The organism is Vreelandella xerophytica (assembly GCF_968048975.1).
Map to the genome: position 1 here is coordinate 2,959,839 of NZ_OZ309106.1, position 14,387 is coordinate 2,974,225.

At 57.3% G+C, this 14,387-nt stretch carries 14 protein-coding genes; 4 read left to right on the forward strand and 10 right to left on the reverse strand.

Annotation, left to right across the window (positions count from 1 at the left end):
* Nucleotides 1–18: 18 nt before the first annotated feature.
* From ACWF8S_RS13800 to ACWF8S_RS13835, 8 genes are read right to left on the reverse strand one after another with little or no spacing between them, the layout of a single operon-like run.
* On the reverse strand, nucleotides 19–1,464 hold the full coding sequence (locus ACWF8S_RS13800; protein ID WP_447553938.1) for an amidohydrolase family protein: 1,446 nt from the start codon (nucleotides 1,462–1,464) through the stop codon (nucleotides 19–21).
* A 54-nt stretch (nucleotides 1,465–1,518) separates the two neighbouring features.
* Complete coding sequence (locus ACWF8S_RS13805) at nucleotides 1,519–2,535, reverse strand: ABC transporter substrate-binding protein (RefSeq protein WP_447553939.1); 1,017 nt, start codon at nucleotides 2,533–2,535, stop codon at nucleotides 1,519–1,521.
* Between the two features lie 18 nt (nucleotides 2,536–2,553).
* A complete protein-coding gene (locus tag ACWF8S_RS13810) occupies nucleotides 2,554–3,333 on the reverse strand; it encodes an ABC transporter permease (RefSeq protein ID WP_447553941.1) in 780 nt (259 codons plus the stop codon).
* Between the two features lie 10 nt (nucleotides 3,334–3,343).
* The gene (locus ACWF8S_RS13815) at nucleotides 3,344–4,204 is read right to left on the reverse strand and encodes an ABC transporter ATP-binding protein (protein WP_447553942.1); all 861 of its coding nucleotides are present in this window, start codon (nucleotides 4,202–4,204) and stop codon (nucleotides 3,344–3,346) included.
* Complete coding sequence (allB, locus tag ACWF8S_RS13820) at nucleotides 4,194–5,645, reverse strand: allantoinase AllB (protein ID WP_447553943.1); 1,452 nt, start codon at nucleotides 5,643–5,645, stop codon at nucleotides 4,194–4,196. Before allB ends, ACWF8S_RS13815 begins: the two co-directional genes overlap by 11 nt.
* 12 nt (nucleotides 5,646–5,657) lie before the next feature.
* Nucleotides 5,658–6,452 (reverse strand): SDR family NAD(P)-dependent oxidoreductase, encoded by a 795-nt coding sequence (locus ACWF8S_RS13825; protein ID WP_447553944.1) that lies wholly within the window; start codon nucleotides 6,450–6,452, stop codon nucleotides 5,658–5,660.
* Nucleotides 6,453–6,479: 27 nt separating this feature from the next.
* Complete coding sequence (locus ACWF8S_RS13830; protein WP_447553945.1) at nucleotides 6,480–7,523, reverse strand: ABC transporter substrate-binding protein; 1,044 nt, start codon at nucleotides 7,521–7,523, stop codon at nucleotides 6,480–6,482.
* Between the two features lie 41 nt (nucleotides 7,524–7,564).
* Nucleotides 7,565–8,296: a cysteine hydrolase family protein gene (locus ACWF8S_RS13835; protein WP_447553946.1), complete on the reverse strand. Its 732-nt coding sequence runs from the start codon at nucleotides 8,294–8,296 to the stop codon at nucleotides 7,565–7,567.
* A 107-nt stretch (nucleotides 8,297–8,403) separates the two neighbouring features.
* Between ACWF8S_RS13835 and ACWF8S_RS13840 the strand changes: the two genes are divergently transcribed.
* Nucleotides 8,404–9,312 carry a LysR family transcriptional regulator gene (locus ACWF8S_RS13840; RefSeq protein WP_447553947.1) on the forward strand — a complete coding sequence of 303 codons (909 nt, stop codon included), beginning with the start codon at nucleotides 8,404–8,406 and terminating at the stop codon, nucleotides 9,310–9,312.
* Between the two features lie 8 nt (nucleotides 9,313–9,320).
* Here ACWF8S_RS13840 and ACWF8S_RS13845 read toward each other — a convergent pair whose 3' ends face one another.
* On the reverse strand, nucleotides 9,321–9,905 hold the full coding sequence (locus ACWF8S_RS13845; protein ID WP_447553948.1) for an LOG family protein: 585 nt from the start codon (nucleotides 9,903–9,905) through the stop codon (nucleotides 9,321–9,323).
* 436 nt (nucleotides 9,906–10,341) lie between these two features.
* On the opposite strand from ACWF8S_RS13845, the gene ACWF8S_RS13850 reads away from it, so the two are divergent.
* A complete protein-coding gene (locus ACWF8S_RS13850; RefSeq protein WP_447553949.1) occupies nucleotides 10,342–11,667 on the forward strand; it encodes a methyl-accepting chemotaxis protein in 1,326 nt (441 codons plus the stop codon).
* Nucleotides 11,668–11,793: 126 nt separating this feature from the next.
* On the opposite strand, the gene ACWF8S_RS13855 is transcribed toward ACWF8S_RS13850, so the two are convergent.
* Nucleotides 11,794–12,588, reverse strand: coding sequence for an inositol monophosphatase family protein (locus ACWF8S_RS13855; protein WP_447553950.1), 795 nt, complete (start codon nucleotides 12,586–12,588; stop codon nucleotides 11,794–11,796).
* A gap of 157 nt (nucleotides 12,589–12,745) precedes the next feature.
* Between ACWF8S_RS13855 and trmJ the strand changes: the two genes are divergently transcribed.
* Nucleotides 12,746–13,477: a tRNA (cytosine(32)/uridine(32)-2'-O)-methyltransferase TrmJ gene (trmJ, locus tag ACWF8S_RS13860; RefSeq protein WP_447553951.1), complete on the forward strand. Its 732-nt coding sequence runs from the start codon at nucleotides 12,746–12,748 to the stop codon at nucleotides 13,475–13,477.
* Between the two features lie 13 nt (nucleotides 13,478–13,490).
* Nucleotides 13,491–14,369, forward strand: a complete 879-nt coding sequence (gene cysE / locus ACWF8S_RS13865; RefSeq protein ID WP_447553952.1) for a serine O-acetyltransferase — start codon at nucleotides 13,491–13,493, stop codon at nucleotides 14,367–14,369.
* The last annotated feature ends 18 nt before the right edge of the window (nucleotides 14,370–14,387 follow it).

Below are 14,387 nucleotides of genomic sequence, written 5' to 3' on the forward strand. Positions count from 1 at the left end.
ATTCCTTCAGGGTACTCTTTAACAGCACCCAAGTCGGTCGCGATAGTAAGCCGCCACGTGTTGTTCGATACCCGGCCAGGCATCAATCAGATCGGATCGCTGGTCGAGCGCATGTCGATACATACGGCGAAGCTCATCGTGCACCTCCTCCAGGTTCATGGTGGCCAACCGCCCCTGTTCGACCACGCGCTGCCCGCCAACCACCAGACTATCCAAATGATGGCGCGTCGCTCGAGAGAAGAAGAGATCCGTCCAGTCCAGTGCCATGATGCGGTCGCAGTCGAGCTTATCGAGATCCAGCGTCATCCAATCGGCCGGGTCACCCGGCTCGAGCAACGCGTCTTGCTTCTGGCCCAATGAAGCCCGTCCCAGCGTGGTCGCTGCCGCCAGCATGCGTTGGCGTGTGGCGTTATCAAAAGCGCCCGGTTGACCATGCAGCAGCGTATTGAGCCGCAGTTCCCTTAGTGCATCATCGTCTTCATCCAAGGCGCATCCGTCCACGCCCATGGCGACGTTACAGCCGGCTTCCCACATGGCAGCCACCGGGGCCAGTCCGGAACGCAAATGTAGATTGGAGCTTGTATTGATGGCGATGGTAGTGCCGGACTCGGCGATTAACTCGAGCTCATCAGGGCGAGCCCACGCACAGTGCGCCAGCGTTAAACGAGGCGAGAGCAGACCGATATCGTTTAAATAGCGCACGACGCCGTTTGGAAATTTCCAATCCGCCCACTCCCGCTGATAGCGGGTTTCGAGCAGATGCATATGAACGCGCCGCCCCGTGGAGGCCGACGCCTTGGCAATCCCTTGGAGCAACTCATCGGAGCACCACTGCACCCCCGTCGGCCCGAACTGAATGTTGACGTCCTGCTCGTCCACGGCCTGGGTGACATCTTCGACTTGCTGTAGCTGCTCTTGGGAGGTCATGGTCGGCAGTTGAAAATAACGCTCGACCGTATCGCGTTGCTGTGCGCCCAGGTTCGACTTCGCGCGTTCATCATTGCCGTAAACCAACGGGTTTTGATCCCGCATACCTACTGCAAACGTTAAGCGTACCCCCACCGCCTTGGCCGCTTTAGCAACCGATTGCACCTCGTCAGGCAAGGCTTCGAGTCCTTGAGGCCGTGTACAGTGCATCATGACCGATGCGCACCCACCTTCTGCCGCACGGCCAAAGGCGGCACACGCGGCAAGGTAAGTATCCACAGAAGGTATGACGGCCAAGCGCAACAGCCAGGTTTCCAGAGGCTTGCCCGCTGCGCCAAAGGAACTCGAAGAAAGTGGACGCCCATGATCATGCGCGTTCGAAAGCGCGGGTAATATCATGCGTTGGGCAGTCGTATCCGACGCGGTCGTCAAGCGATCGACGGTTTCAATCACACCGTTCTCGACACCGATCCGACAAGGCCCTTCCAGTTCAAAGCTGCTGCCGCGCAGGGCGGCAGCGAACTCATAGTGATTCATCCAGGTTCTCCTTCATGTCACTCGTCACAACACCCGTCATCAATGTGACAAGCCCTAAGGCAACCGCTGCTCTAAAGGGGGTAGAAACTCGCTGGAATATACATCGTCTACCGCGGGAGTACCGGTAAGCTCATAGAGCTCGACGATGGTATCGATCGAGCGAGCAAGACGCGCTTCATCGACTGCCCCGAAACCGAGTTCTCGAGACTCGTCGGAGATAATCAGATTATCCAGCGCAAACTGAAGGCGCTGAGCTTCCGCCTGCTCATTAAGAAAGCCCTCAACCTCCATAAGCGCATCGATCCCATCTTGTGGCGCTTCAATGACGTCTTGAATCGCACGATTAATGGCTCGTACCAGACCGGCGACCGCTTCGGGCTGCTCCTCGACCATCGAGCGCGAGACCATCACGCCGTTGGAGTAAACTTCTACACCGTAATCGCCGTAAGGAAACCAGCGATAGTCAGTATCAGGGTCATGGCCTTGAGCCACCAGGTTCATGTAGCTGGTAACATTGAAAACCAGCGATCCATCGACATCGCCGCGGTTTAGCAGTTGCTCCTGAAGATTGGGTGCAACGTTGACGATTTCCACGTTTCCAGGATCGATACCTGCCGCTTCGGCCATCGCTGGAAACAGCCGAGTTGAAGCGCTACCGGCAGGAGCGCCTAGTACGGCGCCATCTACATCGTCAATACTCTGGATGGGGCCATCTGCTTTGGTTAGTAATGCAAAAGGGGGCTGGTTATAGATCTGGTAGACCATGACCGGTGCACGTTCAGGGCGTTCAGCGGCGTTTTGTATCACCGCATTCATGTCCCCGAAACCCGCGTCATAAGCGCCGGACATGATACGGCTGACCGTTGCGGCCGAGCCTTCTCCCTGGTCGATACGCACATCCAGCCCCTCCTCCTCGAAATACCCGCGCTCTTGGGCCAGAAAGTACCAGGCATGTATGCCTTGAAAACTCCAATCCAAAGTGAAATTTACGCGCTGCAATTCGGCATGGGCCATAAGAGGCATTACCAGGCTGGTCAATACAAACGCTTTTCCTGTCCGAGCAAAGATCATGATTGAACTCCTTATTTGTTATGCCGCTGGCAACTCGGATTTGCGCATGGCCCAACCCGCAACCCGACGCTCGATCAACGAAAACACCAGGTAAAGCGCAACACCCAACATGGCGAGTAGAAACAACCCGGAAAACACTAGCGGCACGTCGAAGCTTGAAGTAGCTATCATCATGACGTTGCCGATGCCCCGGTTAGAGGCGATGGTTTCAGCCAGTACTGTGCCCACAAAGGCCAACGTGATGGCGACTTTCAGCGATGCAAAGAAGTAAGGCATCGCGCGGGGTATGCCCACGTTCCACAGAACCTCGCGCTTTTTAGCCCCTAAAGACTTCAATACGTCCTCAAGCTCGGGTTCCGTTGTAGCAAGACCGGTCGCCACATTCACTACGACCGGAAAAATACAGATAATAAAAGAGGTCAAAACGGCAGGAACCGTACCACTCCCAAACCAGAGTACGAAAATGGGGACCACAGCGACTTTGGGAATGGATGAAAAACCCACCAACAGTGGGTAAGCCGTATCGTAAGCCACTTTGGATGAGCCAACGACCGCTCCCAACAGCATTCCCACCGTTACCCCCATCACAAAACCCGTTAATGTCGTGCTCAATGTTTGCACTACATGGGGCATTAATTGAGGGAAACGAGCCACCAGAGTTTCCATAACCACAGTGGGTCGGGGCAGAACGATTTCGGGAATACCAAACAGTAGACAGATGATTTCCCAAAATACGAAGACCCCCAAAATCAACATGGCGGCGGCCAGCTTCTGGCGTACCTTATCGATAAACTCCATGACAACTCTCCTAGGCAGCGTCCGGCCGCGTATGAGTGATAAGTTCACGCAGTTGCTGCGTCAGTCTTACGAAATCCTGCTCGTAGGTCATTGAAATAGTTCGGGGGCGAGCCAAAGGCACCGGCTGGTCATCAATGATTTTGCCCGGGCGCGGGCTCATCACGCAGATACGTGTTCCCAGGAAAGCGGCCTCACGCAAATCGTGAGTCACAAGTAATACCGTGGGTTTGCTCTCGAGCCAGAGGTTTTGCAAAATTCCCCACAGCTCTTCGCGAGTGAATTGATCCAACGCTCCAAAAGGCTCATCGAGCAATAAGAGCTCCGGGTCGTGAATCAGGGCCCGGCACAGTGAAGCTCTCTGCAGCATCCCCCCGGAAAGTTGCCAAGGCTGTTTATCGCCAAACCCTTTCAAGCCCACCTTTTCCAGCAACGCATCTGCGCGGTCGCTGAATTCACCTTTGCGCGCCTGACGAAAGCGAGAACGAAAAGGCGGTACGATCTTCAGGGGCAGCATGACGTTGTCGCGCACACTCAACCAAGGCAGCATGGTAGGGTTTTGAAATGCCATGCCGACCCCGACCCTCTTGGCCCCTACTTCTCGGCCGCCAACATGCACGTGACCGGATGAAGGCGCCAGCAGGTTACTGACCAACTTCAAGATGGTGGATTTACCACAACCAGAAGGCCCCACCAGCGCGACAAACTCGCCTTGCTCAACCGTGAGCTGGGTCGGGGCTAGCGCCTGAATGGTCTTGTTTCCCCGCCCATAAACAACCTCAGCTCTTTCCAGCTTGATCGCTTCTCGGCCACGTTCTGCGTTGGGTAAATCGGGTAACGACGTCGTTTCGGCTTCCTGAATCTCAATCAACATGCGCAGTTTCTCCTTGTTCGACGGGTACCTTAGCGATCTCGGCGGCCAGTGTTTTCTTGCTATTGTTAAGTTTGGCTGCCGGCATTTTCTGAACACGCTTCACTGAAAGGCCGGTACCTTTGCACTCGGTTTGCAGGGTGCGATCGCGCATTGCAAACCGACCGCGTACCAGGGTATGAACGGGCACGCCTTTAACCGGCCAGCCGTGAAAAGGGATGGCGCGCGCGCGGTGAGAATGCAGGGTGTTTTGATCGATCGTCTCTTCACGCGCCAGGTCGACGATGGCTATATCCGCATCGGCCCCAACGACCAAAGCTCCTTTATTGGGATAGAGCCCCCAAGCCTTGGCAGGCGCAACAGCGCTAAAGCGCACGTACTCTTCGAGCGTAATGCGACCTTCATTCACAGCGGTCAGCATTAATACCATCTGCGTCTCGACCCCAGGAAAACCGCAGTCTGCCTCCCAGATCACATCGTTATGCTGCTCTTGTGGCGTATGCGGGGCGTGGTCGGTCGCTATCATGTCTACCGTTCCGTCGCGTAGCGCCTCCCACAATGCCTCACTGTCCTCGGCATCCCGAATCGGCGGATTCACCCGCATCAGGCTACCAAGCGTTGCGTAATCGCCGGTATCCATCATCAAGTAGTGGGGGCAGGTTTCGCTGGTGATGTCGACCCCGCGCTGCTTGGCTTCGCGCATAGGGCGAAGCTCGGCGGCTGAGGAGACATGCAACACGTGGATTCGTGCTCCGGTCCATTCGGCTAGAATCCCCGCTCGAGCCACGGCTTCTACGGCCACTACATCGGGTCGAGCCGCGACGTGGGCCAAGGCATCGTTGCGCCCGGCGGCCCGTAGTCGCTCATAGCGCCAAGCCATGATGGAGGCGGTTTCAGCGTGAAGGGAGGTCCGCAGCCCGTAAGGCGCTACCCGCTCAAAGGCCTCCAGCATGGCGCCGGTGGACGGCGATGGCAGGTTGCCGAAGGTATTACCCATAAAACACTTGAAACCAATGACGCCACTTTCCGCAAGAGCTTCGAGCTGGTCGACATTGTCTTCTGCCATGAGCCCATATATCCCGAAATCGACGTAGGCTTGCTGCTCGGCAAGCGCCAGTTTTTCGGCAAACGCTGTGGGTGTTGCCGTCGGCGGATGCGTATTGGGCATATCGAAAACAGTTGTAACGCCGCCCATGGCAGCAGCTGCGGTCCCACTCTCCCAAGTCTCTTTATGGGCATACCCCGGTTCGCGAAAATGCACGTGGACATCAATCGCTCCGGGCAGCAGATGCATGCCCTTAGCATCCAGCACTTCGTTGGCATTGGGCATACTCTGCTCATCTCCCACTGCGATAATTTTGCCGTCCTTGATGGCAATCGCTGCAGGCAGCGTGGATTCGTGGCTTACTACTTGGCCATTAATGATGACGAGGTCAGCTTGCATTGTGTGTTCTCCTTAAAGAGCAGCCCAACCGCCATCCACGGGCAGGTCGGTACCGGTAATTTGACGGGCTCGGTCGCTTGCCATGAAAAGGCACGCGTCGGCGATGTCCTGGGCGGTGGAAATACGCTGTAATGCGTAGTCAGCGGCGTGACGACGCGCCGCCTCCTCTTCGCTGATGCCAAGCCGGCTGGCCATGTCCGGGCATACCTTGGTGCGAAAGCGCTCGCCATCCACCATTCCCGGGGCGACGATGTTGATATTCACGTTATAAGCCCCGGCCTCTAAGGCCATGCTTTTGGTGACGCCGCGTAGCCCCCACTTGGAAGCCGAGTACGCCATACGCCCGGCCTTTCCACGCATGCCAAACGTACCTCCGACGTTGACGATTTTGCCGCTTCGACGCTCCATCATTCCGGGCAGCACAGCGCGCATGGTGTTGAAGCAGCCCGCCATATTGAGCTTGACGATGGCGTCGAATTCGTCAGTAGTCGTCTCGGCGCCGGACTTGCCGACCGGCCCCGAACCGCCCGCAACGTTAACCAATACATCAGGCACATCGCCGAACGCCTCTCTAATATGAGCAACGGCTTGCTCACATTGATCCCACTGCGTGATATCGCACGCTACCAGCACGACCTCGGCACCTTGCTGACGCAACTGATGCTCCAACGCCGAAACCGCTTCGGTATCCCGGGCCAGTAAAGCCAGCCGGGCCCCCTCTTCGGCAAACGCCCGGGTAATGGCCTCACCCATGCCTTTTACCGGTCCCGTGATAGCGACGATTTTGTTGGTGAGTTGTAGATCCATGGGTTTTCCTTGATAGGTCTAACGAGATTAATCCAGCGAGTAGATGCGTTCGTCTTCTGCAGGGAGGTAGTCGGTGTCAAAGATGGTTTTGAGTGCAGGGATGCTCTCAAGGCCGTAAGCATCTACCACGATGCTGATGGCTCTTTGCATGCGCTCCTGATCGATATTACCAAGGCCGATGTCGCCTAATTCGGGGTGGCGCATTTCGTCGTCGATGGTGGCGTTCAAGCGGGCGGTTTCTACCTCACGGTTGATCAGAGGCTCCTGGGCCATGACGGCGTCCATACCTGCTTCGCGGTCAGCAAGCACATCGGCCACACCACGATTAACCGCGCGTACCAAACCACGCACGGCTTCGGGGTTGTCCTCGACCAGTTGGCGGGAAACAATGAGCGCATTGGAGTAGAGATCCATGCCGTAATCGCCATAACGTATAAAGCGCAAGCGCTCTTCTGGATCGATACCGGCGAGCATGGCGTTAAAACGTACGGTATTGACGAAGCCGAACACCGCATCCACCTGCCCACGATTGAGCATTTGCTCGCGAAGGCGAGGTTCGATATTCATTACTTCGACGCTATCGGCATCAATATCGGCAATAGAGGCAAACGCCGGAAAGAGGCGTAATGCCCCATCGTTGGCAGGCCCGGCAATCGTGCGGCCTTCGAGATCGGCCGGCTCATGAATATCGCTGTCGGTAGTGACGGCGATGGTAAATGGCGGCTGCGTGTAGAGCATGTACACCCCGACCGGTGCGGTATCGGGGTTATTGGCGGCATAGTTGATCAGTGCGTTAATGTCACCAAACCCGACATCGTAAGCCCCGGAGGCCACGCTACCGACAGCGGCTCCCGAGCCGGAGCCCTGATCAATACGCATATCGAGGCCCTCTTCGGCGAAATAGCCGCGCTCTTGCGCCAGAAAGAACCATGCTTGAGGCCCTTGATAAGACCAGTTCAAAACCATACGTAGTGGCGTATCTGCATGCGCGGATAGCGTCCAGAGTGCGGCCAGCAGCGGCAAGACAAGCCATCGTGTAACGGTCTTTAAACAAACGGTTAGAGCATGCATGAGTGAATCTCCAGAGTGTGTAAAGAGTGTCCTCTAGCGCTTTAGGGCGCTAATCGAAGCCCTGGGGCCGTAAAGCCGTAGAGCGCTCGAATCAAGGTAAACGCCGCTTGCGAAGCAGCAGGTGAAGGCGTCGCGACCGCGTCTTCCATCACCACCGTGTGATAGCCAAGAAATGAGGCATCTTGAAGCGTTGCCATTACGCAGCGCTCCGTATTGATGCCGGCAAACAGCAGAGTAGTGATGTCCAGGCGTCTTAAAATGGCGTCCAGCTCCGAGTGCCAAAACCCGCTAAAACGGTTTTTGTACACCACCAGCTCACTGGGCAGCGGAGCGAGCGCTTCGATGGGTTGGGCACCCCACTCTCCGCGCACCAACACCGGATGCCCTGCACCGGCAAGCTCGCCGTAGCCAGGCCGTTGGCCAAACTGGTTGCCAAACATCATTTGAGCGCTACTTAGTTCACAGGTATCGGCCCGCACGCCCCAGTGCAGGTGAATGACCAGGATCTTTAACGCACGGGCACTCTCCAGCAACAGGGCGATGTTGGGGATAACCTTTTGTGAATAAGCAATATCGATGCCGCTGGTAGCGAACCACCCATCGGAATGACAAAAGTCGTTTTGCATATCCACAACGACGAGCGCACTTCTGGCCAGGTCGACAGTGATCGGACGAGGTTGGGCAGCCAACGTACTCAATAAAGGAGGTGGTGTTTCTTTAACCAAAGAAACAGGGTCTGAGCGAAATGCTTGCGGGTCGCGTTTAGCCGTCATGATCAGCCTCCTGTTGGGTGATCTCAGACTAGCGCCGCTTTAGTGATGATATCTATTGCTAAAAAATTCGTATAGTGTCCTAAAAAACTCAACACGTGGAGTCAGAGGTGAAACACCTTCGTTTATTTGAGTACATCGATGCCGTAGTCAGAGCAGGATCGATCCGACGTGCAGCAGAATCGCTCTATATCACTCCTTCAGCGCTTGATCGACGTATCCAGCAGGTAGAAGAAGAGCTCGGCACACAGATTTTCGAGCGCCATGCCAAGGGGATGCGACTCACCGCGGCGGGCGAGATCTTTCTGGATTACGTACGTCGGCATATTGCCGACCTGGGTCGGGTACGCTCTGAAATAGAGGGGCTTAAAGGACTTCGTAAAGGACATGTTTCATTGGTAGCCAGTCAGGCATTGGCCGTGGATTTTCTACCTGAACAAATCAGGTTATTCAGAAAGCGATACCCAGGGGTGTCTTTTACGGTACGAATCGCTGATCGTGGTGAGGCTTTGAAAGCACTCATGGCGTTTGAAGCAGAACTGGCCATTGTAGTCTTCCCCAAAATGAGCTCTGAGGTACTACAATTAATCATGATCGCACAGCCGGTCATTGCACTCATGTCGAGAAGCCACCCATTGGCCTCTCAGTCCAGAGTTCGGTTAAGCGAGTGCTTGAACTACCCACTCGTATTACCCGATGCCTCACTGGGTGTACGTGAATTATTGGAACCGATGCTGGTCAGGCGCACCAACAAGGCGCAGATCAGCGCCGAGACCAACTCGTTCGAACTCATGCGAGGCTTACTACAAGATAACCACAGTATCGGGTTTCAAATCGACATCGGTAGTTCCAGAGAGCCCAGAGAGAGCAAGATCATTTCACTGCCCATCGATAAGCGAGATGTGCCGAGTGCGCCCTTGATCTGCGCCCAGCTACGCGGGCGAACGCTCTCAGTGGCCGCGGCCCGCTTTGGCGATCAATTGACTCAGTGTCTGGATAAAATGGATATCGTCAGATAGATAGCTAGTTAGTTGTCTGGTAGCCACTTTGGAACATTGGTAGGTTTGAAGTTCTCCAACCCTTCGAGTAGCGCATTCGGTTCGCTTTCCAACACGATCGAATAACGATGTTCGGCGGGCAAGAAGCGTTCGGCGATCATATGGTCGACAAATGCCATAAACGGATCGAAAAAGCCATTGATATTGTAAAGGCCAAGCGGTTTTTGAATTTCTCCTAGTTGGTTCAATGTCCACACCTCCATGAACTCTTCGAGCGTACCAATACCACCAGGTAAAGCGATAAAAGCTTCGGAAAGCTCGGCCATACGTCCTTTACGCTCACGCATGGTGGAAACCACCTCATGACCCTGCAGGCCAGTATGCAGGTGACCCTTATCGTGCAAGCGCTGAGTGATCACCCCAAAACTTTTACCGCCACCTTCCAGCAAGGCATTAGCCAATATGCCCATCAACCCTTTGTGAGTGCCGCCAAAAACCAGTTCGACATCCTTAGCGGCAAAACTTGCTCCAAGGCTCGCCGCACCCTCGGCATAGGCGGGGCTGCCGCCCGTATTTGAACCACAAAAAACGGCAATCGCCGATAATGAATTCATACCACCCCCACTATTTTTTACTCCAAACGTTAAGCCCTGACGATTAAAGCAGCTTTAATATAATAAAACTCCAACATTGACCATAAAGCATCATTTTATAGCAGATAACTGATCGGCTGTGAGGGCACCTGATCGCCCACTTATAGCTCCGAGGCGCTTCCCTTGAAGCTCTCTCGGGAAGATCTGATCCCCACGAAAAAGGCCATCGACGAAGAGGAAGAAGAGCTGCCTTGAGGTTACCCTAGCAAACTGAAAACTGTGCGTTACAAAAAAGCCCCCAAGGTTTACACCTTGGGGGCTTTTTAAATGCTGTCAGCCTAAACAAATACCACCGGAGGCCGATATAAGCACCCTGGCCGAAAAAACTGTTGGTACTCCACTGATTTTTAACGCCCTGCCTCCCCCCCCCCCCTTTAGAAATATTCAGGAGAACACGATGAAGTGGCTGACATCTTCCAGGGAACAGGAAGCCTTGTCTCGAATGCTGACCCAGCTTGAGTACGGGGAAACGCCCACCTTCGACAGTGGACGCCAGGCTCGTCGACTACGCCCGATCATGCAGCGCATGGCCGAGCTCTTGACGCGCACATCCGATACCAGCAGTGTCCAGACCGAAGAGGCGCTGGGGCACCTGCAGCAGCGTTTCGATCTGATCTGCGATGTGACCTTTGATGGGCTTTGGGACATGACGGTGCGCAACGGCAACACCGCCGACCCCGACAATCCTTTTCAGTGGTCGCAGCAGTTTCGCCGGCTGCTGGGCTTTCGTGACACTCACGACTTCCCCAACGTGCTGGGTAGCTGGTCAGACCGGCTGCATCCCGAAGACAAGGCGCGTACGCTCGACGCCTTCAAGGCGCACCTCTCGGACAAGAGCGGACGTACGCCCTTTGATGTGAATTATCGGCTGGCCACCCGAAGCGGCGACTACCGCTGGTTTCGCGCCCAGGGCGATACCCTGCGCGATGAATACGGCGCGCCACTGATCGTGGCCGGCTCCCTGCGTGACATTCACGATCAGACGCTACGCGATGCCGAGCTCGACAAGGTGGTGACCCGCTTCGAGCTTTCGCGTGAAATGCTCAATGATGGCCTGTGGGACATGGAGGTCATTGCCGGTGATCCGGTCAATCCCAACAATCCCTTCTGGTGGTCGCCCCAGTTTCGCCGGCTGCTGGGCTTTGAAACCGTCGAAGAGTTCCCCGATGTCCTGGAAAGCTGGGCAGGCCGCTTGCACCCCGATGACAAGGAAAATGCCCTCAAGGCCTTTGGCGATCATCTCAACGATTACAGTGGCCGCACCCCCTACGACATTACCTTCCGGCTGAGATGCAAAAGCGGCGAGTACCGCTGGTTTCGCGGCCGCGGCCAGACCCGGCGCGACGCGCAGGGACGGCCCCTGCGGGTGGTCGGCGCGCTGGTGGATATCCATGTGCAGCATGAGCAGCGCGAGATGCAAAAAGCCCAAAAGGCCCAGCAAAGACAGCTCGAGCGCACCATCGAAAGCGTCGACGAGATCGTCTCGACGATCCAGCGCATCGCCGACCAGACTAACATCCTGTCGCTCAACGCCACCATCGAAGCCGCTCGCGCCGGGGAGAGCGGCCGCGGGTTCGCCGTCGTCGCCAGCGAGGTTCGCAAACTCTCCAACGAGATCCAGAACGCCACACGCCGCGCCCGCAGCATGGTCCATAGCGCATCCAACGAGGAGCCTCTGGTAGCCGAACCGTCGGCGCCGCCGCCAACGGCCCTGCCGGCCTGATCCGGACAAGCGGCCAAACAGGAAGAGCCGGCCCCAAAGGGCCGGCTCTTCCTGGTCGCCAGTCACGCTGGCCATCACGATCACCCGTTCGCGGGCTTGCTCACCTGCAGCATCTGCACCCCACGCCTAAACGTGCGGCGCCAGCTGCTTGAGCAGCGCCTTGTAAAGACGCGGGCCGGCAGCCATCAACTGGCCTTCGGGCTTGACGGCGGGCTGGCCGGCGAAGGTCCCCATGAGCGCACCGGCCTCTTTCAGAAGAAGCGTGCCCACCTGCAGATCCTGCTCTTCAAGGCCTGCGACGAACACGCTATCCACACGTCCGGTGGCCAGCTCGCAGATATCCAGAAGGCCGCTGCCGGTGGCAATCAGCGTGTCGGTTTGCGCAGCGATGTGCTGGGCAACCTTCAAGTAAGCGGGCAGATGGGTGTCGCGCAGCCAGGTGGGGGGCAGGCTCATCGCCATACGAGTACCGGGGAGCGACGTGGATTTACTGACCCGCATGCGCTTGTCGTTATGCTGCGCGCCGCTGCCACGACTGACGATATATTCATCGTCGCCGAAGGGTGAAATGACGACCGCGTGTTCTGGGCGCCCTTTTACAAGACACACCACTGAAAGTGCAAAGCCCGTGCCCGCAACGGATAGGTTGGAGTATCCGTGAAACGGTTCGATCTTCCAGACGATCTCGGCGCCATCGCCCTCGCCTGCCTTGTAGGCGGTGTAGCGGCCGGTAACGCCGTGCTGCGGGTAGCCCCGCTCCAGCTGGTGCACAATGGTGGCTTCTGCCTTGCGTGCGGTATCTTCCAGCAGGCGTTCAAGATTGAATTCTTCATGCGCGTTTTCGATACGCTCGCGCACGCGCAGAAATTGTTCAACGGCGCTGCGCGCCGCGCGCAGCGTAAACTGGACCATCGGATTCATGATCAGGCCTTGTCACAGTGATGTTAAAGAACGGTGGTACGCCAAGCGGGCAGACCCACATGGGTAAACGATAGGCGCGCAATTCTAACAGAGCCCCCTCGGGCTTGCTATCCACTCATGCTAAACTGCGCTTTTGACGTCACAACCGAGCCCTACCATGCTTGAACGCATTCGTATCGTTCTGATCGGCACCAGTCATCCCGGCAATATCGGCGCCGTGGCCCGCGCCATGCACAACATGGGCCTGAGTGATCTACGCCTGGTGGCCCCGCGCTGCGAGGTGATCACCCAGGAGAGTATTTCCCGCGCCTCGGGGGCGGATCACCTGCTGCATAACGCCCAGATCGTGGACACCATCGATGAGGCGGTGGCGGACTGCACCCTGGCCGTGGGTGCCAGCGCCCGCTCGCGCACTCTTCCCTGGCCGATGCTGACGCCGCGGGAGCTGGGCGCGCAGCTCACCACCGAGTGCCAGGCCGACAGCGCCCAGGTCGCGCTGGTTTTCGGTCGGGAAGACAGCGGGCTGACCAACGCCGAACTTCAGCGCTGCCACGCCCATGTGCATATTCCTACCAATGCGGATTTCAGTTCGCTGAATCTGGCCGCGGCGGTTCAGGTCATCGCCTACGAGTGCCGCGTGGCCTGGCTTGGCGAGCAGCCCAGCGTCTCACAGGAAAGCGACGAGGAACTGGCCACCGTTGAAGAACTCGAGCGCTATTTCGAGCACCTGGAGCGCACACTGATCACCATCGACTTTCACGACCCCGACAAGCCCCGCCAGCTGATGGCCAGGCTCCGGCGCTTATATCTGCGCGCCCGGGTCGAGAAGATGGAGATGAACATTCTGCGCGGCGTTCTCACCGCCACGGAAAAAGCGGCTACTGACTAACGAAGGACCCCTCATGCTTGAACGCCTGCGTGAAGATATCAACAGCGTGTTTGACCGCGATCCTGCGGCGCGCAACTTTCTTGAAGTACTCACCAACTACCCGGGGCTTCACGCGCTGCTGCTTCATCGGGGTGCCCACTGGCTCTGGAAGAAGAACCTCAAGTGGCTGGCGCGCAGCATTTCCACGTTCGGGCGCTGGCTGACGGGGATCGAGATTCACCCGGGGGCGACCATCGGCCGACGCTTTTTCATCGATCACGGCATGGGCGTGGTGATCGGCGAGACGGCGCTGGTGGGCGACAACGTCACGCTTTATCAGGGAGTGACCCTGGGTGGCACCAGCTGGAACAAGGGCAAGCGCCATCCCACCCTGGGCGACGGGGTGATCGTGGGCGCCGGGGCGAAGATTCTGGGGCCGTTCACCGTGGGCGCCGGCGCCAAGGTGGGCTCCAACGCGGTGGTTACCAAGGAGGTGCCCGCCGGCGCTACCGTCGTGGGCATTCCCGGCAAGGTCGTCAAACGCCCGGAACCGGATGTCGAAGCCGCGCTGGAAGTGGACCCGGCCCGGCGCGAAGCGATGTGTCAGAAATTCGGTTTCGATGCCTACGGCGTCAGCCAGGACATGCCGGACCCGGTAGCGCGCTCCATGCAGGCGATGCTTGACCATATGCACGCCGTGGACGGGCGCCTGGAGCGCATGTGCGCCACGCTCAGAAAGCTCGACACCGGCTACCGCGAAGGGCAGCTTCCAGCGCTCAACAGCGAAGACTTCGCCGATGTCCTGGACGAGCACGCCACCGGCTGCGAGGGCATTGGCCCCGAACCACACGACCCCGAACAAGGCTCGGATGCCTCGACGAACGCCCCCGGAACCGACAAGCCTCGGCCCTAGGGGCCGACCCCTGCCGGT

What these genes read in the sequence shown, in the direction of transcription:
- ACWF8S_RS13815 (WP_447553942.1), bottom strand. Translation starts at nt 4,204, where the DNA reads ATGTTGATTGAGATTCAGGAAGCCGAAACGACGTCGTTACCCGATTTA.
- ACWF8S_RS13835 (WP_447553946.1), bottom strand. Translation starts at nt 8,296, where the DNA reads ATGACGGCTAAACGCGACCCGCAAGCATTTCGCTCAGACCCTGTTTCT.
- ACWF8S_RS13855 (WP_447553950.1), bottom strand. Translation starts at nt 12,588, where the DNA reads ATGAATCCGATGGTCCAGTTTACGCTGCGCGCGGCGCGCAGCGCCGTT.
- ACWF8S_RS13850 (WP_447553949.1), top strand. Translation starts at nt 10,342, where the DNA reads ATGAAGTGGCTGACATCTTCCAGGGAACAGGAAGCCTTGTCTCGAATG.
- allB (WP_447553943.1), bottom strand. Translation starts at nt 5,645, where the DNA reads ATGCAAGCTGACCTCGTCATCATTAATGGCCAAGTAGTAAGCCACGAA.
- ACWF8S_RS13830 (WP_447553945.1), bottom strand. Translation starts at nt 7,523, where the DNA reads ATGCATGCTCTAACCGTTTGTTTAAAGACCGTTACACGATGGCTTGTC.
- ACWF8S_RS13805 (WP_447553939.1), bottom strand. Translation starts at nt 2,535, where the DNA reads ATGATCTTTGCTCGGACAGGAAAAGCGTTTGTATTGACCAGCCTGGTA.
- ACWF8S_RS13825 (WP_447553944.1), bottom strand. Translation starts at nt 6,452, where the DNA reads ATGGATCTACAACTCACCAACAAAATCGTCGCTATCACGGGACCGGTA.
- trmJ (WP_447553951.1), top strand. Translation starts at nt 12,746, where the DNA reads ATGCTTGAACGCATTCGTATCGTTCTGATCGGCACCAGTCATCCCGGC.
- cysE (WP_447553952.1), top strand. Translation starts at nt 13,491, where the DNA reads ATGCTTGAACGCCTGCGTGAAGATATCAACAGCGTGTTTGACCGCGAT.
- ACWF8S_RS13845 (WP_447553948.1), bottom strand. Translation starts at nt 9,905, where the DNA reads ATGAATTCATTATCGGCGATTGCCGTTTTTTGTGGTTCAAATACGGGC.
- ACWF8S_RS13800 (WP_447553938.1), bottom strand. Translation starts at nt 1,464, where the DNA reads ATGAATCACTATGAGTTCGCTGCCGCCCTGCGCGGCAGCAGCTTTGAA.
- ACWF8S_RS13810 (WP_447553941.1), bottom strand. Translation starts at nt 3,333, where the DNA reads ATGGAGTTTATCGATAAGGTACGCCAGAAGCTGGCCGCCGCCATGTTG.